This is a genomic window from Carboxylicivirga linearis, assembly GCF_018271995.1.
Classification (GTDB): Bacteria; Bacteroidota; Bacteroidia; order Bacteroidales; family Marinilabiliaceae; genus Carboxylicivirga; species Carboxylicivirga linearis.
The window spans coordinates 149,032-170,054 of sequence record NZ_JAGUCO010000002.1; the positions used below are offsets into that span (position 1 = coordinate 149,032).

Genomic DNA, 21,023 nt, shown 5'->3' on the forward strand with positions numbered 1-21,023 from the left:
TCAGGTTAAATGTATTTGAGCAAGATACTCAAAATGTTTTAATAATAGGAGGATGGCATCCCAGTTGGCTGTTTGTTTGCGTTGGTTTACAGCTGATTGTGAAATGGATAGGATAGAGGCAATTTCAGTCTCTTTTCTGTTTTGTAATAAATAAAATACAACTTCGGCAGACTGGGGTGTCCACTTATCCATGATGGCATCTAAAAGCTTTAATTCAACTTCTAGTTCTTTATTTAGCTTCTCAATCTCTGTTGTGATAATGGTTTTTTGCGCTTTTCGCTTCATAGTATCTAGAGTTCTCCCTGATATTTGCAAAGCAGTACCATCTGATAATGAGAGCTTATCTTTTAAATACTCAATTTCACCAATTCCTACAGATAACCTTATATCCAGGTTCTTATATGATCGTATGCTTTTCCTTGTAATATCGCTTCCACTCTTATCTTTTGTTTGTGAATCAGATGCCTGCATTTTAAAGATGCTTTTAAATAAAAGAGTTATTTGCAGGGTTTTAATGGTTTTATTATGAACACATTGAAAGCTGTCTCCACGAACAAATTCGGGTTGAAAAACAAAGTTTACATTCTGACTTATTGTCATGAAACCTTTCTGAACTTCAGAGATAACTATATCTCTTTGTTCTTCATCAAGCTGTTTTGAGTTGATGATATCTCCAGTAATTGCAACGTACATAATTTCAATAGGGTTTATCCAAATATAGAATAAATATATAAGTATAACAACTTATAAAGGCAAAATATAAGCATATAAACTTATAAAGTGATTATATAAGGCTAAATGCTTATATGTTTTCAAATTAATGATATCTGGAAGTAGAACGTAAAAATGAGTAATTTCGCATTTAAACCTTAAGAGATTATTATGCGACTTAAAGAACTAAACGAACAATACGGAATTGATGGGGCTTTGGAATTTCAGTCAGAGCAACATACTGAAATGGCATATATTAAAACAGCTTACTCAACAGCTAAAGTATCTATCTATGGTGCTCAGGTACTTAGTTTTATTCCTAAAGGAAAAGATGATTTGTTATTTGTAAGTAGTCAATCAGTTTATAAGGAAGGTAAAGCGATCCGGGGTGGAATTCCGGTTTGTTGGCCTTGGTTCAATGCGCATCCAACAGATAGTACCAAGCCTTCCCATGGATTTGCACGTATTTCAAGATGGGAAGTGTTATCCACAAAGAAGGAAGGTGATGAAGTTGTTATTTCATTAGGATTAAAATCGGATGACAGAACTAAAGACTTCTTACCTTATGATTTTGAAGCCGTGCTTGAAGTGACTGTTGGCAAAAGGCTTAATGTAGAGTTAACTACAAAAAATGTGGATTCTAAACCTTTTGATGTGAGTGCAGCATTGCATACCTATTTTAATATATCTGATATTGCAACCGTTAAACTACGAGGGTTGCATAAAATGGCCTATAAAGATGATGTATTAGGAATTGATGCATTACAAGAAGATGAAATGGTAACATTCTCCGGGCGCACCGATAGAAGATATAAAGAAACAGAAGCTGAAGTTTCAATTATTGATGCTAATAAAACCATTAAAGTAGGAAAAAAAGGTAGTAAGATTACAGTAGTTTGGAATCCTGGTGCTGAATTAGCTTCTCAAATGGCTGATTTAGGTAAGGAAAATTATAAAAAGATGGTTTGTGTAGAATCTGCCAATAGCTTAAATGACACGATTACTATTCAACCCGGAACATCTCATTGTTTAGGAACAACAATTTATAGCGTGTAACAGCAGATCATTTTGCTCATTAGATTGTTCAAAAAAGAGACTGAAATTTACAATCAGTCATATTTTTATATAATTTGAAGGCTGTAATAACAGCTAACTTCTTATAAAGACGAATGAGCAAAACCTGTTACCACTGTGGAAGTCCCTCACAAACATGGGTTCAACACGACGGAAAAGATTTCTGTTGCGATGGCTGTGTGATGGTTTATGATATCCTGAAGGAGAAAGAAATGGGAACCTATTATGACATAAATAAGGCTCCCGGTATTCGAAAAAAGGCAGTAAGTGCTGAATACTATGATTATCTCGATCAGGAGGATATAAAAAAGTCTGTTTTGGACTTTTATGACGGATCGGTAGCACGTGTGAAGCTCTATATTCCTTCTATTCATTGCAGTTCGTGTATTTGGTTAATTGAAAACTTGCAACAGCTTCATAGTGGAGTAATTAACTCATCGGTTAATTTTAACAGAAGAGAAGCCAGTATTACATTTAATGAGGAAGAAATTAAGCTGAGTGAACTAATGGCTCTTTTATCATCCATTAACTACAAGCCTCATATCAAAACAGAAGAACAGAAAAAAGCGGTTAAGAAGAGTCGAAAGCTAATTGTAAAACTGGGGGTAGCCGGTTTTGTTTTTGGGAATGTAATGTTGTTGAGTTTTCCGGATTACTTATCGGAAGATGTTGCACTTCATCCTGAACTGATTGGCTTATTTAAATGGATTAGCTGGTTTTTATCCATTCCGGTAATGGTTTATTCGGGTAATGAGTATTTTATTACTGCCTGGAAGAATCTAAGAAAGAAGCTAATATCTATTGATTTACCTATTGCTATAGGAATATTGGCCATATTTCTTCGAAGTACTTATGAAATTGTTACTTCTACCGGCCCGGGTTATCTGGATTCATTAACAGGATTAGTTTTTTTTCTTTTAATAGGTAAATGGTATCAGGCCAAAACATATGAAGCATTAAGCTTTGATAATGACTTTTCATCCTATTTCCCTTTAGGTATTACTCGCATTAAAGATAATGAGGAAAGTATTGTGCCTATTAATCAACTGGAATCGGGTGACAAGATATCCGTTCGTAACGGTGAAATTATACCGGCCGATGCAACTTTGTTATCCTTAGGAGCATCGATTGACTATAGTTTTATAACGGGGGAGTCTGTTCCGGTGAGAAAAAACAAAGGCGATTTAATTTACGCAGGTGGACGAGTGATTGGAAATGCCTTGTTTTTGAAAGTGGAGAAAAAAGTGGAAACGGGCTATTTGGCGGAGCTTTGGAAAGAAAAAACGGATAAGGAAAGTAAAGAGTCTATGCTTTCTGTTACTTTGGATGCTGTAAGTAAATACTTTACCATAGCTATTTTATTAATTGCGACTCTAACCGGTTTATATTGGTTGTGGACCGATCCATCAAAAGCTGTGTTGGCATTTACTTCGGTTTTGATTATTGCATGTCCGTGTGCATTGGCTTTGTCTGTTCCTTTTGCATTTGGGCATACCAGCAGAATAATGGGGAAAAACAACTTCTATTTAAAACTTACTGCCGTTATAGAAGGATTAACTAAAACAAATACTATTGTTTTTGATAAAACAGGTACATTAACCGATCCTGATGCATTTGAAGTGGAATATTATGGTAAGGAACTCGATCATTTTAATTCATCTTTAATTAAATCATTGGCTCATCAATCTCGTCATCCCTTAAGTAAAGCTTTATTTCAGCATTTGAAGGATGCCGGAGAATTTGAAGTGTTAGATTTTAAAGAGTCGGAAGGAGCAGGAGTTGAGGCTGTAATAATGACTCATAAAGTAAGGCTGGGCTCTGCATCATACACTGGCAATAAGAAAGAAGGTATGCATGAGGCTGCAAAAGTTTATATTTCTGTGGATGGTAATCAGCTAGGCTACTTTGTAATTCATAATTTTTATCGACCTAACTGGAAAGAAATGTTGGCGAGCGTGCAGGAGTCGTCGGATGTTCATGTTTTATCGGGTGATAATGATGCAGAAAGGGAAGTTTTAGAACAGGAACTAAAGAATAAAAGTAATTTACACTTTTTTCAATCGCCCAAAGACAAACAAAAATATGTTGCTGACCTTAAAAAACAAGGCAAATACGTAATGATGTTAGGTGATGGAATGAATGATGTTGCTGCCCTAAAAGAAGCTAATGTTGGAATTGCTGTGGCCGATGATGTATATCAATTTTCACCCTCGAGCGATGCAATAATTAACGCTTCGGAGTTAGTTCGTTTGCTTAAATTTATTCGGTTTGCGCGGTCAGCTAAAAAAATTGTTTATTTGGCTATATCCATATCATTTTTATACAATGTAATAGGTATGTATTATGCGGTTGCAGGGCAGTTAAGCCCTTTGTTTGCAGCCGTTTTAATGCCGTTGAGTAGCGCTTCGGTAGTCGTTTTTACCAGTTTGAGTGTAATGTTGGTTGCAAAAAAAAGGCAATTAGTCTGATTTCTATAGAACAATTCGCATTATCAGATTGTATTTAAAGGCGAAAAACTGAAAAGTAAATAGAGAAATAAAGACGTTAAAATCTGAAATATTTTTATATTTACGCAGTTTATTCTATCATTTTCAATGATAACTAATTAGGCGTATGGAGATTATTTTTGTTTTAGTAATTGCCAGTTTATTAATAGCACTGTTTTTTCTGTCATTGTTTATATGGGCAGTAAAATCGGGGCAATATGAAGACGATTATTCTCCGTCTGTACGCATCCTGTTTGATCAGCAAGAGAACAAAAAGAAAAAGTCTAATACAAAATCCAAAATCTCAAATGAAGCAAGAGACGTTTTATTATGACAATAAAATTGTCAAGTACTTTCTATTTGCCACTGTAACATGGGGACTTGTTGGAATGCTCGCCGGCGTTTTAGCAGCACTTCAGTTGGCAATGCCTGTATTTAATTTTGAATTGGAATTTACCACCTTTGGTCGGGTGCGCCCGATACATACTAATGCTGCCATTTTTGCCTTTGTAGGTAATGGAATTTTTACTGGTGCTTATTACTCATTGCAGCGGTTGTTAAAAACCCGCATGTTTAGTGATGCACTTAGTTGGTTTCATTTCTGGGGCTGGCAGGCTATTATTGTATTGGCTGCTTTAACGCTGGCTTTAGGTTTTACTACGGGCAAAGAATATGCCGAGCTGGAATGGCCTATTGATATTATGATTGCAGTGGTTTGGCTCGCCTTTGGCTGGAATATGTTTGGAACCATTGTTAAACGTAGGGTGAAGCACTTATATGTTGCCATATGGTTTTACATCGCAACTTTTGTTACCGTTACATTATTACACGTGGTTAACTCTGTTGAGTTACCGGTATCTTTAATGAAGAGTTATTCATGGTATGCCGGTGTGCAGGATGCATTAGTGCAATGGTGGTATGGACATAATGCGGTGGCTTTCTTTTTAACAACCCCTTATTTAGGGTTGATGTATTATTTTGTACCGAAAGCATCTAATCGTCCGGTTTATTCGTATCGTTTATCCATCGTGCATTTCTGGTCTTTCTTATTTGTATACATATGGGCCGGACCGCATCATTTATTGTATACAGCATTACCTGATTGGGCTCAATCGCTGGGGACCGTTTTTTCAATTATGCTGATAGCTCCATCATGGGGTGGTATGTTAAACGGATTATTGACTTTAAGAGGTGCATGGGATAAGGTTCGCGAGAGTGCTACTTTAAAATTCCTGGTAGTTGCAGTTACAGCCTACGGTATGGCAACCTTTGAAGGTCCTATGTTATCATTAAAGAATGTAAATGCCATCAGTCACTATACCGATTGGACACCGGCACACGTTCATGTTGGAACGTTGGGTTGGAATGGTTTCTTAACCTTCGGTATTTTGTATTGGTTGGTACCACAAATATTCAGAACCAAATTATATTCTCAAAAATTAGCCAATGCTCACTTTTGGATTGGTACCTTAGGTATTTTATTCTGGGTGATACCTATGTATTGGGCCGGTTTGACACAGAGTTTAATGTGGAAAGAATTTACGGCTGACGGATTATTGGCTTATCCAAACTTTTTGGAAACGGTTACTCAAATACGACCTATGTATTATATGAGGGCCTTTGGTGGTTTGATTTATTTGTCAGGAGCTATACTGATGACATTTAACCTTATTAAAACAGCTCGGTTAGGTAAATCTGAAGCCAATGAGGAAGCCACTGCGGTGGACGAAACGCACACCGAGAAAAAGCCGGGAGAGAAGTTCCATGGATGGCTAGAACGAAAACCAGTTCAGTTTATGGTGCTTTCACTAGTGGTTGTGTTGATAGGTACTTTTGTTGAGTTGATTCCAACCTTTTTAATAAAATCGAATGTTCCAACTATTGCAAGTGTAAAACCTTACACACCATTAGAATTGCAGGGAAGAGACATTTACTTGCGCGAAGGGTGTTATAATTGTCACTCTCAGATGGTTCGTCCGTTTAGGTCGGAAACAGAACGCTATGGTGAATATTCCAAAGCCGGTGAGTTTGTGTATGATCATCCATTCCAGTGGGGATCAAAACGTACCGGTCCTGATTTGGCTCGAGAAGGTGTGATGACAGGAAAGATATACAAACCGGATGCCTGGCATTTTAACCATATGTTAGATCCTCAGGTGTTAAACGAAAACTCAATCATGCCTAAATATCCATGGTTAATTAGCGATGATGCTGATATTGAAAGCATACCAGCTAAGATCAGAGCTATGCAAACAATGGGAGTTCCTTACGAAGAGGGATATGATGAGAAAGCTATTGAGGATTATATGAGTCAGGCAGATAAGATTACGGCCGGATTAAAATCAGCGGGTATCGAAACAAGTAGCGAGAAAGAAATAATTGCCTTAATTGCTTATCTGCAACGCTTAGGTACAGATATTTATAAGGTGGCACCGGTAGAAGAAGAAACAGAATAAAAGGTTGCATATGAAATTAGTTAGGCATTATCTTGAAAACATAGCAGGAATAGAGGTGTATCCGATTATTTCGTTTGTACTGTTTTTTACACTGTTCTTATTTATCACGTGGTATGTAATTAAAATGGATAAGGATGTGATAGAAGAAGTGTCGAATTATGCCCTTGATGAAAATGATGAAATGCCACATAAGAATCAGAGTTAACTAAATCTATACAAAGACAAAAGAAAAAACAGTCTTTAAAATATTTTTCACATCTATGGAAGAGAATAAAAAAGACAAAAAAATGCCGGAGGTTGATCCCTTAACCAACGACAAATTTGTTCCGGAACACGAATTTGATGGTATCCGCGAATTGGCTAATAATCCGCCGTGGTGGCTGACCTTTATATTTATTTTCAGCATTTTATTTGCCTACGTTTATTTGGCTAAATATCATTTTTTTAGTGATGGAAAAGTAGGAGTAAATGAATATGAAGCTGAATTATATGCAGTAGAAATGGCCAAGCTGGAAGCTGAGGGGGCTCAAGTTGCAGCAACAGGTGAAGGAGGTGGTATTTCCATTGAAACGGTGGAAGTGGATTATAGTGTACCATTAACTGCTCAGACCGATATTGACAAAGGAGCTAAGGTTTTTTCTACCAATTGTGCGGTTTGTCATTTGGCTGAAGGACAGGGACTAGTTGGGCCTAATTTAACGGATGAATACTGGATTCATGGGGGTAGTTTCGAAGATATCATGACGATTATTAATAATGGTGTTATTGAAAAGGGAATGATTGCCTGGAAAGGACAGCTGTCTGATAAGCAAATACACCAGGTAGCCAGTTATGTTACTACTCTTCAAGGTACGAATCCTCCTAATCCAAAGGCTCCTGAAGGCGAAAAATACGTGCCGGAAGCAGAATAATGTAAAATGTATTGCTAGATTATAAATTATTCGGGCGATGTTAAGGCATTGCCCGTTTTGTTTTCATATAAAATTGCTATTTTTATTACAACACAATCCGAATTAAATCCATATCCATGACTAATGAAAAGAACCAAACGTTTCGCGATCGGATTTCAACTATGAATGACGAAGGAAAGCGGAACTGGATTTATGCTAATCAACCCAAAGGAAAGTATTATAATGCCCGCACTTTAGTTGGAATAATTCTACTGGCTTTTTTATTTGCAGCACCTCATATTACAATTGATGGCGAGCCTTTGCTATTGTTTGATATCATTCATCGAAAATTTGTTTTGTTTGGAGTAGTATTCTGGCCACAGGATTTTCATTTGTTTGTGATAGGATTAATAACAATCATTATTTCAATTGTCACTTTTACAGTTGTATATGGAAGAGTTTGGTGTGGTTGGGCCTGTCCACAAACTATTTTTATGGAACTTATCTTCCGCAGAATTGAATATTGGATTGAAGGAAGTGGCGATCAGCAACGAATAAGAAATAATGGTGAAGATAGCTTTGACAAACTTTGGCGTAAAGTACTTAAACATGGTATTTTTATTCTTATATCATTGCTAATTACGCATACCATGCTTTCCTATTTTGTGGGAGTGGAAACAGTTCATAAATACATTACAGGATCGCCATCCGAGAATTTTAGCGTGTTTATCGCCTTAATGATTTTTACCGGAGCTTTCTATTTTGTATTTGCCTTTTTCCGCGAACAGGTTTGTTCGTTGGTTTGTCCGTATGGAAGGCTGCAAGGTGCTCTGGTCGATAATAATACCTTAATGGTAACTTACGATTATAAAAGAGGTGAGGCACGTGGACCAATGCGCAAAAATGAAGATCGTAAAGCTCTTGGTAAAGGTGATTGTGTAAACTGCCATAAGTGTTCAACCGTTTGTCCTACGGGTATTGATATCAGGGACGGTATTCAATTAGAATGTATTAATTGTACAGCTTGTATAGATGCTTGCGACAGTGTGATGGAAAGATATAAATTGCCTAAAGGTCTCATCCGTATTACCTCAATGAATAATATTGAGAATGGACAAAGTTTCCGATGGACTCCCCGAATAATTTCATACACAGCGTTATTGGTTGCTTTGGTTGGGGTGTTAGTAGTGTTATTTAATTTGCGTTCCGACTTTGAAACTACCATCCTAAGAGTGCAGGGATCACTCTATCAAACATTAGAGGATGGGCGCTTGAGCAACATTTATAATTACAAAATTGTTAATAAAACCAGCAAAGAAGCGGATTTATCAATTAAGCTCATTTCTCCGGAAGGAGGCGAAGTGCAATTGGCTGGTAGTATGAATAAAATAAAAGAACAGGAAAAACTTCAGGGAGCCTTTTTATTAAAGCTATCAAAAGACCAATTGGATGGATCTAGCACCAAAGTGCTGATTGGTATATATGATGAAGATGAATTAATAGATACCATAGAATCTACCTTTGTTGGACCAAATTAAGTAGTTAAAAGAAAAGCAAAATAATATGAAATTTAACTGGGGACACGGTTTGTTTGTAGTGATAATACTGGGAATAACTGGTTTTTTGACATTAGTATTTATTACCACGCAGGAGCGTATTGATATGGTTACTGATGAATATTATCCAAAGGAATTAAAATACCAGAAGCAGATTGAAAAGACTAAAAACTATAATGCGCTGACACAGAAAATTGAATTAAAAGTGAATGGTGATTTGGCAGTGGTTTTTCCAAAATTGACAGATAAACCTGAAGGTATAACTGGTAATATTCATATCTATCGTCCTTCAGATAAACGCTTAGATCTTCAAAAAGAAATACAATTAGATACTACTTTTACCACAATGTTTAATAAATCAGCTTTACAGTCAGGTAAATACGAGGTAATAATTGAATGGCAAGCCAATAATCAACCATATTTTGCCAAAATGCCACTATACATCGATTAATTATAAACTAACATGGGAATCTTAGAAGGATTTGTAATTGGTTTTTTCGGCAGCCTGCATTGTGTAGGTATGTGTGGACCATTAGCTTTAGCTTTACCATTACCAACCAATTCAGTATGGCAAAAGGTTGTGGGTGCTTTATTGTATAATTTAGGTAGAGCCATAACCTATAGTGTATTAGGATTAATTTTTGGTTTTGTGGGAGTAGGTTTAAAGCATTCTGGTATTCAGCAGGTTGTTTCTATTCTATGTGGCGTTGTAATGATACTTTCAGTGGTTCTTCCAGGTATTATAAAATTACCTAAAGGAAGCAATAAAGTAACTAATTCAATTTACAACACGCTGAAAAAGAAGATTGGTGATTCATTGAATCGTAGAAAAATAGGAAACCTGTTTATTATTGGAATTTTGAATGGTTTTTTACCATGCGGATTAGTTTATGTAGCCATTTCAAAAGCAGTTTTATCTTTAAGTCTGGCCGAAAGTGTTTTATCAATGTTTTTCTTTGGTTTGGGAACCTTACCCATGATGTTTTCCGTTGCATTCTTTTCTGATATTATAAAAAGCCGGTATTTATATCATTTAAAGAAGTTTATACCTGTGTTTATCATTCTATTAGGAATCATCTTTATTCTGAGAGGAATGAATTTGGGTATTCCGTTTATCAGTCCCGATATGAGCAAACCTGCCTGCTGTCATTAATGTAATAAGTAGTCTGTAGTGAGTATTCAGTAGTGAGGCAGTAGGATAATCGCCCTTTTCTCAATTTATTTATCTATTGATTTGACAATTTTCAATTATTTGACGTGCCAATTAAGAGCAAATTTTATAAGGCTTAGAATAGTTGAATATTGTTGGTGTGGAAGTTTTGTGGTTGATATATCGTAGATTAATAGGTGTTTAGTGAGATTTTGTGTTAGATGTATTTTTAGTACTTTGAACTCTATAAACTACTGACCACTGGCTAATATCTAACAAACCAATCATTAAAGTAAAATTTCAGAAAATAAATAAGCATCCATTCTTCAGGTTAAAAAAAACCATTACTTTTGCCACGAATTTGGTTCAAGGGGTGTGTATCAGCACTCTGAGATAATAGGGAATGCCGTGAGATTCGGCAACAGTACCCGCTGCTGTAAGTTCCGATCCTGTAAAAGAACAGGATAGTATGCTACAACCAACAATGCCACTGTTACCTCTAAGGTCCGAATGGGGATAGGGTTTCTGAACACACAAGAAATTAAAAACGGGAAGGCGGTTAGTAGTCGGAATAAGTCAGAAGACCTGCCAATAAACTTAACTAATGCTTCGGGAGCTAGGCGATCACACAAGATAGGTTTTCCTTTTCTTTTTTGATATCCGGCTTTTTGTAAAAAGTGATGTTGGATGTATAGAACTATTGTAGTCGGATTATTAATATTTGGTATGAGTTTTTTTGCTTATGCTGAAGGCGAATTTCGTGATTCAGTATTGGTAGAAGAAGTACAGATTGATGCGCCACGTAAGAAGCATTTTATCGAAGGCTATAATTATAAAGAAATAACAGATAAACTGTTAAAGAATTTCGCTAATCGAACTTTAGGTGAATTACTCCAATACTCTAGTGGTTTAAATATTCGTTCTAACGGATCGCCAGGTGCATTGTCTTCTATATCATTCCGGGGATTAGGATCCTCCCAAACGCAAGTTAACTGGAATGGTTTTCCTGTTAACTCGGTCACCTTAGGTTCAGCCGATTTATCTAATATTCCATTAGCATCGGGGCAATCTGTGGGAATTGCTACTGGTGTCGCAGGTGCCAGTTATGGAAGTGGAGCAATTGGAGGAGCTATTAATATTGATTGGAAAAGTAATCAAACAGATGCTCCCAATGCTTTAATTAATCTGGCTACTGGTTCAATGGGCACTTTCAAAGGAGCTGCAGGTTATCAGGTTCAGGCTTCAAAGTTGCAATTGTCTGGTACGGTTTGGGGCGATATATCCGATGGCGATTTTACCTACTATGATGCTATAAAGCAAGATGAATTCAAACGACAAAATGCAGACTACCATCAAATGGGCGTGCAACAATATTTCAGTTTTAAAAATAGTAATTATTCTGAATTAAAAGGTGGTATTTGGGCGCAGGCAAAAGATTTAAATCTACCATCCATTGAGGGGGCTTCGTTAGATAATTACGAAAATCAAAAAGATTCGACATTACGCATTTTCTTACATTATAAAAAGCTTTTTACTATTGGTGTATTGAATGCCAAGGCTGCTTGGTTTTATGCCGATCAGCATTATATAAAAAAGACAAAACCAGATGATGATTTTTATGCCACAGAATCAAGGATAAAAAGTAAAACGTGGTTTGCCGATGGCAGTTACCGTGTTTATTTACCTTATCATTTAAGTTTTGATTTTGGATTTGCCTATCAATATACAACAGCTATTGTTGATGCTTATGGTGGTGATCAACATGAACAGGTTTTAGGATTAATACCCGGTTTGAAGTATGATAACAAAGCATTAAAAGTTAATTTGCTGGTAAGGAAAGACTGGGCTAATACGGTTAATTCAAATGTATTAATAAATTTGGGTGTTGATTATGAATTAATTCAAAATCAATTAAATGTAAGAGGGGCTTATTCTCAAAAATTTCGTCGTCCTACTTTCAATGATTTGTATTGGATTCCCGGAGGTAATCCTGATTTGCAGCCCGAAAGCGGTTATTCTATTGAAACAGGTTTAGTGTATAAGAAGCAGAGTGATTTATTTGGGCTTTTCTCATTTGATTTAGGCTTTTATTATTCACCTATTGATAATATGATAGTGTGGCGTCCTGAAGGTGCCACGTGGTATGCAAATAATTACCGTAACGTTTTATCAAGGGGGATTGATTTTCGATTGGATCACTCCATAACTGGCTCAGCTTTAAATTGGCACAATGTAATTTCTGTTTCATATAATAAGGCAACTATTGAATCATCGGCAGACGGGCGAAATGAAGGCCGACCATTATATTATGCTCCTGAATGGATTAGTAATGTTAACTCATCCATATCTCATAATAGTGGATACTCATTGGACTTTGGATTCCGAACCGCCTCAAAAAGTTATTTTGATGATTCGAAAAAATACCTCGATCCATATTGGATAATAAACCTGAATCTGGCTAAAGAAATCAATTTTGGAAAAAATAAGTTCGCAACAATGATTAATGTAGATAACCTTTTTAATCATCGTTACCAGACTGTTCGATCATATCCAATGCCAGGAAGAATCTGGCAAGTAAATCTGAAATATTCATTTAATAATTAATACAAATCATGAAAAGTTTATTTAAACTAAAGTGGGCCGTAATAGCAATAGCGGCTGTTTTAGCATCTTGTTCCGAGGATGATCCAACACCATCTTATCCAGCATTAAAAGGAACCTTTGTAATTAGTGAAGGTAGTTATGGTAATAACAATGGCGCTATTGGATTTTATAACGATGAAGTTGAAGAAAATGACCTATTTAATTCTGTTAACGGTCGTATATTGGGTGATGTAGTACAAGATTTTACCGTTGTTGATACTTTAGGATTTATTGTGGCTAATAATTCACAAAAGGTAGAAGTAGTAAGAATGCGTGACTTTGTAAGTGTTGCAACCCTTGATGATGCAGAATTATCGTACCCACGTTTTGTAAAACAGGCAACTGAAAATACTATCTATATCAGTAATGGTAGTTTTGCAGGACAAGTTCTGGTATATAATATTGAAACATTGGAATTAACCGGAAATATTGCGGTTGGCAATGGTCCTGAAATGATGGTAAAGGTAGGTGATAAAATGTATGTTGCAAATTCTGGTGGCTGGGATGTAGACAATACTATTTCAGTTATTGATATTACAGAAGGTAAAGTTATTAAGACAATTACAGTAGGCCAGGCTAGTGTTACAATGAAAGCTGATAAGGACAACAACTTATGGGTATATAGTAAAGGAAGCGAAATGGATGTAAATTGGAACTATACAAATCCACAAATATTTAAGGTGAATACCATCACTGATGAAGTGACTAAGTCTTATAATATTGGTAAAACACTCTATTCTTGGGGAAGTAACTTATTGACAACATCGGATGACGGTTATGTATATTACTTTGCTGATGCTACCTATAAGATGGGAATTAATGATGAAGAATTACCTGTTGAAGCCTGGACATCAACTGTATATTATGGAATAGAGATTAACCCAGAGAATGGGAATGTATACTGTATGGATGCTATCAATAATGAAGTTGTAATTATGGATGCAGATGATGCATCTGTTATTTCATCACTAACCGAAACCGCAACATATCCCAGATCAGTAGTTTTTAGTTATTAATAATAGATTATTTATGAAATTCCTTCTTGGAATTCTACCTTAACCTTGTATAAAGGCTTGCTTCGGCAGGCCTTTGTTGCTTTATACATGAAAGTATAATCAGAAATTCAATCGATACAACCAATAATTTAAAAAGGAAGATTATCTTTGAAGTCGTTTTTTGCATAGAGTTTGCATAAGAATTTAAAAACTGATGAAAATTATGAAGAAAGGCTTCCTTATACTAACCCTGGGTGCACTTGTATTGTCTTCCTGCAATGAAATAAATACTTTAACCTTAGAAGATCACCAAGGTGCATTTATACTTAATAAAGGTAATAGTGAAACAAGTACTATCAGTCGTTTTAATTACGAAACGGAAGAAGTTACCAATAATATTTTTCAAGAAAATAACAATGGTCAGCAGTTGGGTGCTGGCGCTACTACGTTTACCATTAAACCCAATGAAGATTATACCAAAGGCAAAGGCTATATTGTTTTTCCGGAAGCCGGTAGTATTGATATGATCAATATGGAAACTTATAAAATTGAGGGTTCTATTGATGGTTTATCTTATCCAACCGATATTGTTTTGGCCAATGAAAATACAGCGTATGTTAGTTGTGGAAATGGAGTTACTGACTCAGACAAAGATAATATTGTTGCCAAGGTTGATTTAGAAACATATACTGTTACAAATAGTTTGCCTGTTGGTGAAGGTCCAACTAAAATGATTACATCAGGTAAGTTCCTGTACGTTGCAAATAGTGGCGGAGAGCTCCAAAATGGAAATACAATCACTGTTTACGACATGAGTAAAGATTCATTAATTGATCAAATTGAAGTGGGAATTGAACCTATTGATATGGAAGTGGATGTTGATCGTAATATATGGGTGTATTGTAATGGTGGTGAAGTGGGCAATGCTAGAAGCCTGTTTAAGATAGAAAGAAAATTTGTAACAGATACAATAGTAACTGATAGTTTGGTTCATATTCCGCATTTAATGATTGATTTAGGTGCAGAAAAAGCAACGGGGCCAAATGCTTTGGCTATGTCAAGAACAGGGCGTTATCTTTATTATATAGATGGTAAAACCTTTGTTAGAAGTGTTCATAAAGAAGATGACTCGGCTGATAAAGAGGCTTTTGTTGGTGAGAATAGTGATGTTATTTTAAATGGTATTGATTTCGATTATAGCACAGGAAATTTATATGGTTTGATCGAAAATGGAGGTAGTAACGGTAGTTTGCTGCTATTTACTTATGATGATGAGCAACAATATATTTTTAATAGTGAATACGAAGTTGGAATACAGCCTATTTTTACAACTTTCTCCTACTAAAAAGAAGATTTTATTATATGAAGCCCCGCTTTTTAGCGGGGTTTTTTATTATATAAGAAGTAAAAGTAAAATTCAATCTATGCTTTGAGATTAAGATTTAAATAATTATCATTGTTTCAATAATAGAAATAAATGATTGAATTAGATAGCAAATATTATTGGCGCAACTTAAATTGCATTTAGGTGGGCCAACTTACATTTAAAATATACTAAGCCGTAGGTGTCCGCCTACGGCTTTTATTTTATATAAACAAAGTAAAATATGGATAATAAAAACAATGCTCAGTTAAGCGAAACGGTGATGCCTAATAAAGATGGCTTCTTCGGTGAGTATGGTGGATGTTTTGTTCCACCCATGCTGGAGCCTATTATGAAGGAAATTACTGAAGCTTATGAAAAGATTAAGGATGATCCTGTATTCAAAGAAGAACTATACTATCTTCAAAAACACTACACCGGACGTCCGTCACCTGTGTTCCATGCACAAAACCTTTCAAAACAATTAGGCGGCGCCCAAATATACCTCAAGCGCGAAGATCTGAACCATACCGGAGCTCATAAAATTAATCACTGTTTAGGAGAAGCTCTTTTGGCCAAAAGAATGGGCAAAAAGAAAATTATTGCTGAAACTGGAGCTGGTCAGCACGGTGTGGCATTAGCTACTGCAGCTGCTTTAGTTGGACTGGAATGCGATATACATATGGGAGAGGTAGATATTTACAAAGAGCATCCTAATGTGGTTCGCATGAAAATATTAGGAGCCAATGTGATTCCTGCAACTCACGGTTTAAAAACATTAAAAGAGGCGGTAGACTCTGCTTTTGAAGCTTATGTACAGGATCCGGTAAATCAGTTGTATGCTATCGGTTCAGTTGTGGGGCCGCATCCGTTTCCTATGATGGTTCGAGATTTTCAATCTGTAATTGGTCGCGAAGCTAAGGAGCAATTTCAGGAAATGACAGGGAAATTACCTGATAATCTGGTTGCTTGTGTAGGTGGAGGATCCAATGCCATGGGCTTATTTTCGGCTTTTCTACAGGATGATGTAAATATTTTTGGTGTTGAACCTGCTGGTACCAGTTTTAAAACCGGCGATCATGCAGCAACACTTACATTGGGTAAACCGGGAATGATTCATGGATTTAAATGTTATTTATTGCAGGATGAAAAAGGCGAACCAGCGGCTGTAAATACAGTTGCCAGCGGATTAGATTATCCTGGGGTGGGGCCTCAGCACTCATATCTGAAAGATGTTGAACGCGTTAAATACGAAACTATCACCGACAAAGAAGCTATTGATGCGTTTATTGAATTAGCCAGAAAAGAAGGAATTATTCCGGCTTTGGAAAGTTCGCATGCCGTGGCTTATGCAATGAAACTGGCACCAACCTTATCGCCAGATCAAACTATCTTAGTCAATTTATCTGGTAGAGGAGATAAAGACATTGACTATGTGGTTGAGAAGTATGGTAAGGATTATGGATTGTAAAAAATAGAATAGATTCAAAATAAAAACACCGGGGTATATAAATTGTTACCTCGGTGTTTTTGTAGATGGTATTCTAATGTCCGTAACTTGTATTAAAATTCAGTGTCCAATGGTTCGGGATCAGCACTAATAGCTATCACAGTTAATCCAATTAGAGCGGCAGCACCTACAGCTGTTCCGGCTCCGGTAGTTTTTGAAAGGTAAAAAGTGTTACCAGTAGTAGGCAATTTACAGTCAATACACTTGTAGTAACTCTCAATCCAAAACTGATGATCCAATGATTTCCATGTTTCTTCCGGGCAGTCGCTGTAGGTCAAATAACACCTAAAATCCAAAGGACTAGATTGTAGATCATAAGTATATTCAGTGATTTTGCTACCATTGGCTTTTATTACTTTGTTTTCACTTATCGCATCATTCGGAGAAAGAAATGAATTCCAAATATTCATTCCCTGAATGGTAATATTTGATTGAGGTGGAATAAAGCCAGATCTGTCACTATGATATATTGTGCCATCACCCGATCCTTGTGTATATGAGTTGTATATATACTCGGTACTAACTTCGGAATATTCAATATTTACTTTTGATTGAGTTGGATTTAATGGAAAAGATTGTCCGTTTATAATTACAGAAGATTGATTCCAGTTGATGTATAAAGGAGTGTTTAACTTGTTGTATATGTTTACATCTAAAGGGGCATTGGCACCATTAAATGTGTATAGTACCGATACTGTATCATCTTCATATATAAAACCGTCGGAAGAAGGTTTATTAAGAGTGCTCTCTAAAGTAATAATCTGGTAACTGGTGCACGACGAGAATGAAATAACAAACAGGCATGCAATAATTATAGGTGCTAGGTTTTTCATATCTATTATTTGAGTAGGTTTATTTAATAGCCTAAATCTAACAAACACTATACCAAATAATGTAATTTTAGTTATTTATCTCAATTTGTCGGGATAATATCTATGGATATGATTACCATATCCCCAATTATTAAGACAATATTTTAAGATAGTATGGTTCTATCCCGGGATATGATCTCCATCTTATGGGATAGAGGCTTCCTATCTCGAGATATTATGAACATATCCTGAGATATTGTGCTCCTATCCCGAATTATCATCATAATATCCTGGGATATAAATGTCGTATCCCGGGATATTATGATGATATCCTGCTTTTTTTGAAGTAATAATTTTGGAACGAAAGATAGGAGTGAGCTCTGGATACATAGAGCAAGTAAAAGCTTAAGCCCATAAAGATACCGAGAGCAAGAATAACCGGAATCTTCCAATGTTCGGGTGGCTTAAGAAAGTCGAAGAACATTTTTTACATAGACAATAAGTTAAGTTAATAAGGATTTAAGGGATCCTTTTTTAAAATAAAAAAACCATCTGTAAATTCCAGTGGAAAATACAGATAGTGTGTTATTTATATCAGATATGGATAAGTCATCTTATCGTTATACTATCCAATTTTTAATGTCTTCTTCAACCGTAGAAATGGCTCCAATACCAAATGTATCAATCAATATTTTTGCCACATTAGGAGATAAGAATGCCGGCAATGTTGGCCCCAGGTTGATTTTTTTAACTCCTAGGTGTAACAAGGCTAATAATACAATTACCGCCTTTTGTTCGTACCATGCAATATTATAAACAATTGGCAGGTCGTTAATGTCTTCCAATTCAAATACTTCTTTTAATTTAAGAGCCGTAACCGCTAAGCTATAAGAATCGTTACATTGACCTGCATCTAATACGCGTGGAATTCCACCTATATCGCCTAACGGCAACTTATTGTAACGGTATTTAGCGCATCCTGCTGTAAGAATCACGGTATCTTTAGGTAATTCATTGGCAAAATCGGTGTAGTATTCGCGGTCTTTCATACGTCCGTCGCAACCAGCCATAACCACAAACTTATTAACTGCGCCCGATTTAACAGCGTCCACAACTTTGTCTGCCAATTGCAATACTTGATTATGAGCAAAGCCACCCACAATTGAACCGGATTCAATTTCGGTTGGAGCAGCGCACTTCTTAGCATGTTCAATAACGGCTGAGAAATCTTTTGGCTGTCCGTTCTGGCGATCAGCAATATGAGTGCAGCCACCAAAACCTGAAGCTCCGGTAGTATATACTCTGTCCTTATAAGATGCTTTGGGTGGAACAATGCAGTTAGTAGTGAACAGGATAGGGCCGTTGAAGGTTTCAAACTCCTCAGTTTGTTTCCACCAGGCACTTCCGTAATTACCAACGAAGTTTTCGTATTTTTTGAACTTTGGATAGTAATGAGCCGGTAACATTTCGCTGTGCGTGTATACATCAACACCCGTTCCCTGAGTTTGCTCCAATAACTCTTCCAAATCCTTTAAATCATGTCCGCTGATTAGAATAGCCGGATTTTTACCAACCCCAATATTTACTGATGTTACTTCAGGATGTCCAAACGATTCTGTATTAGCTTTATCAAGCAATGCCATTACATCAACGCCAAATTTTCCACATTCCAACACTAAAGGCAATAATTCATCGGCCGTAATGTCGCCTTTTGTTGTTGCAATCAGAGCTTTGCGGATGAAAGCATAAATTTCTGGATTTTCAAATCCAAGGTTCCAGGCATGCTCGCCATAAGCAGCCATTCCTTTTAAACCATATGTCAGAAGCTCTTTTAATGATCGGATATCTTCATTTTCAATGGAAAGAATACCAATAAGCAAACTTTTCGATTCCATTTCATTCTCATCTTTGGCGCGGTATACAGCTGAATCATGTAATTCTACCGGTGCATCAAGTTGTGCTTTTAATTCATCTTGAATGGCATATCCTTCTTTAATCTTTTCTAGAATTTTATTACTATCGAAATTGGCATTGGTGATAGTGATAAATAAAGCATCAATAATGTATTTGTCGGCTTTATCTGTGTTTATGCCATTATCAGCGCCCAGTTGGCTCCAAATGGCTACCCCCTTTGTAGTGTACAATAATAAATCCTGCAAATTGGCTACTTCCGGTGTTTTCCCGCATACACCTTTTATTGAACAACCTACGCCTTTTGAAGCCTCCTGGCACTGATAACAGAACATACTCATGATTTCTTTTTTTACTTGGTTATTATTCTTTTAGTTGATTCGTTTTAAGGTAGATGGCAGTTGTTAAGAAGCTTTAGAATAGAGCATACGAATCCCATTAAGGGCTTTAACCTTTTACCTTTTTAATTATATTTTGATTAATGTTTTATACCCATTCTTCAGAAAGAATTTCTCCTTCGATGGATACCACCACTTTCTTTAATGGAATTTTGCGCGAAGCCAAATCAACGGCTTGTTTGGCCATTTGAAGTAAGCCTCCACAACATGGAACCTGCATAATGGTAACGGTCAGCGTATTGATTTTTGCATCATCAATCAGTTTTACCAGCTTGTCGATGTAAACACTATGGCCTTCATCCAATTTAGGGCAGGCAATACCAACACTTCGCCCTTTCAAATATTTGCTGTGGAAATTACCCATTGCAAAAGCAACACAGTCGGCAGCTAATACCATATCCGATTCAATAAAGTAGTTGGCCATTGGATTGATCAAGTGCATCTGAACCGGCCACTGACGCAATTCTGAAGGTGCATCAGTATTTGCAGAAGGAGTGGTAACAGCAGTTGGTCTTTCAATGCTTCTGGCTTGCGATCCGGGGCATCCACCACCAACATGACCAGAATTCATCACAGATATTTTTGGCTTATGAACCTGACGAGTTACATCTTCTACTTTAAAATCAAGCTTTTCTTCATTCTCTCTCAACCAGCCAACTGCCTGTTTTAGATAAACTGTTTCGTTATGATCTTTAAGGTGTTTCAGGTGGGCTACAACTGTGTTGATACCTTTTTCAACCATTAATGCAATCACTTTAATTTCATCGTAGGGTTCTGCTTCTCGTTTTTCGATGGTCATTGCGTCTTGTGGGCAATGGTTCAGGCAGGCGCCTAATCCATCGCACATCAAATCGCTTACTAATCGAGCTTTACCGTCGATTATCTGAAGAGCCCCCTCATGACACTCCGGAATGCAAACCCCACAACCATTGCATTTCTCCTCGTCGATTTTTACTACTTCCCGAATCATTGTATATATTTTTTAATGTTTTTATATCAGTTTTACATTAGCAAAAGTAAGACGTGCTTCACCAGAAAGCTGTAACAATTGTTACAAAATCGAATTTA

17 protein-coding genes and 1 riboswitch are annotated in these 21,023 nt (G+C 36.4%); of the genes, 13 read left to right on the forward strand and 4 right to left on the reverse strand.

Going from position 1 to position 21,023, the window contains the following annotated elements; translation table 11 throughout:
- Positions 1–693, reverse strand: coding sequence for a hypothetical protein (locus tag KEM10_RS03980; RefSeq protein WP_212213799.1), 693 nt, complete (start codon positions 691–693; stop codon positions 1–3).
- Between the two features lie 189 nt (positions 694–882).
- On the opposite strand from KEM10_RS03980, the gene KEM10_RS03985 reads away from it, so the two are divergent.
- From KEM10_RS03985 to trpB, 13 genes are all read left to right on the forward strand, one after another.
- Complete coding sequence (locus KEM10_RS03985) at positions 883–1,767, forward strand: D-hexose-6-phosphate mutarotase (RefSeq protein WP_212213801.1); 885 nt, start codon at positions 883–885, stop codon at positions 1,765–1,767.
- A gap of 113 nt (positions 1,768–1,880) precedes the next feature.
- The gene (locus KEM10_RS03990) at positions 1,881–4,253 is read left to right on the forward strand and encodes a heavy metal translocating P-type ATPase (RefSeq protein ID WP_212213803.1); all 2,373 of its coding nucleotides are present in this window, start codon (positions 1,881–1,883) and stop codon (positions 4,251–4,253) included.
- A 145-nt stretch (positions 4,254–4,398) separates the two neighbouring features.
- The gene (ccoS, locus tag KEM10_RS03995; RefSeq protein ID WP_212213805.1) at positions 4,399–4,605 is read left to right on the forward strand and encodes a cbb3-type cytochrome oxidase assembly protein CcoS; all 207 of its coding nucleotides are present in this window, start codon (positions 4,399–4,401) and stop codon (positions 4,603–4,605) included.
- Positions 4,580–6,727, forward strand: coding sequence for a cytochrome-c oxidase, cbb3-type subunit I (gene ccoN / locus KEM10_RS04000; RefSeq protein WP_212213807.1), 2,148 nt, complete (start codon positions 4,580–4,582; stop codon positions 6,725–6,727). Before ccoS ends, ccoN begins: the two co-directional genes overlap by 26 nt.
- Positions 6,728–6,737: 10 nt before the next feature.
- Positions 6,738–6,932, forward strand: a complete 195-nt coding sequence (locus tag KEM10_RS04005) for a hypothetical protein (RefSeq protein ID WP_212213809.1) — start codon at positions 6,738–6,740, stop codon at positions 6,930–6,932.
- A gap of 55 nt (positions 6,933–6,987) precedes the next feature.
- Positions 6,988–7,638: a c-type cytochrome gene (locus KEM10_RS04010; RefSeq protein ID WP_212213813.1), complete on the forward strand. Its 651-nt coding sequence runs from the start codon at positions 6,988–6,990 to the stop codon at positions 7,636–7,638.
- 116 nt (positions 7,639–7,754) lie between these two features.
- Positions 7,755–9,155 carry a cytochrome c oxidase accessory protein CcoG gene (gene ccoG, locus KEM10_RS04015; RefSeq protein WP_212213816.1) on the forward strand — a complete coding sequence of 467 codons (1,401 nt, stop codon included), beginning with the start codon at positions 7,755–7,757 and terminating at the stop codon, positions 9,153–9,155.
- A 25-nt stretch (positions 9,156–9,180) separates the two neighbouring features.
- A complete protein-coding gene (locus tag KEM10_RS04020; protein ID WP_212213819.1) occupies positions 9,181–9,624 on the forward strand; it encodes a FixH family protein in 444 nt (147 codons plus the stop codon).
- Positions 9,625–9,636: 12 nt separating this feature from the next.
- On the forward strand, positions 9,637–10,326 hold the full coding sequence (locus KEM10_RS04025) for a sulfite exporter TauE/SafE family protein (RefSeq protein WP_212213823.1): 690 nt from the start codon (positions 9,637–9,639) through the stop codon (positions 10,324–10,326).
- A gap of 342 nt (positions 10,327–10,668) precedes the next feature.
- Positions 10,669–10,930, forward strand: a riboswitch (cobalamin riboswitch).
- 80 nt (positions 10,931–11,010) lie between these two features.
- Positions 11,011–12,927, forward strand: a complete 1,917-nt coding sequence (locus tag KEM10_RS04030) for a TonB-dependent receptor (RefSeq protein WP_212213826.1) — start codon at positions 11,011–11,013, stop codon at positions 12,925–12,927.
- A gap of 8 nt (positions 12,928–12,935) precedes the next feature.
- The gene (locus KEM10_RS04035) at positions 12,936–13,982 is read left to right on the forward strand and encodes a YncE family protein (protein ID WP_212213829.1); all 1,047 of its coding nucleotides are present in this window, start codon (positions 12,936–12,938) and stop codon (positions 13,980–13,982) included.
- A 202-nt stretch (positions 13,983–14,184) separates the two neighbouring features.
- The gene (locus tag KEM10_RS04040; protein ID WP_212213832.1) at positions 14,185–15,306 is read left to right on the forward strand and encodes a YncE family protein; all 1,122 of its coding nucleotides are present in this window, start codon (positions 14,185–14,187) and stop codon (positions 15,304–15,306) included.
- A gap of 262 nt (positions 15,307–15,568) precedes the next feature.
- The gene (gene trpB, locus KEM10_RS04045) at positions 15,569–16,795 is read left to right on the forward strand and encodes a tryptophan synthase subunit beta (protein WP_244825544.1); all 1,227 of its coding nucleotides are present in this window, start codon (positions 15,569–15,571) and stop codon (positions 16,793–16,795) included.
- A 92-nt stretch (positions 16,796–16,887) separates the two neighbouring features.
- Here trpB and KEM10_RS04050 read toward each other — a convergent pair whose 3' ends face one another.
- The 3 genes from KEM10_RS04050 to KEM10_RS04060 form a co-directional block, all read right to left on the reverse strand.
- A complete protein-coding gene (locus KEM10_RS04050; RefSeq protein WP_212213835.1) occupies positions 16,888–17,667 on the reverse strand; it encodes a hypothetical protein in 780 nt (259 codons plus the stop codon).
- Positions 17,668–18,266: 599 nt separating this feature from the next.
- A complete protein-coding gene (gene hcp, locus KEM10_RS04055) occupies positions 18,267–19,898 on the reverse strand; it encodes a hydroxylamine reductase (protein WP_212213838.1) in 1,632 nt (543 codons plus the stop codon).
- A 145-nt stretch (positions 19,899–20,043) separates the two neighbouring features.
- On the reverse strand, positions 20,044–20,925 hold the full coding sequence (locus tag KEM10_RS04060) for an ATP-binding protein (RefSeq protein ID WP_212213841.1): 882 nt from the start codon (positions 20,923–20,925) through the stop codon (positions 20,044–20,046).
- Positions 20,926–21,023 lie beyond the last annotated feature (98 nt).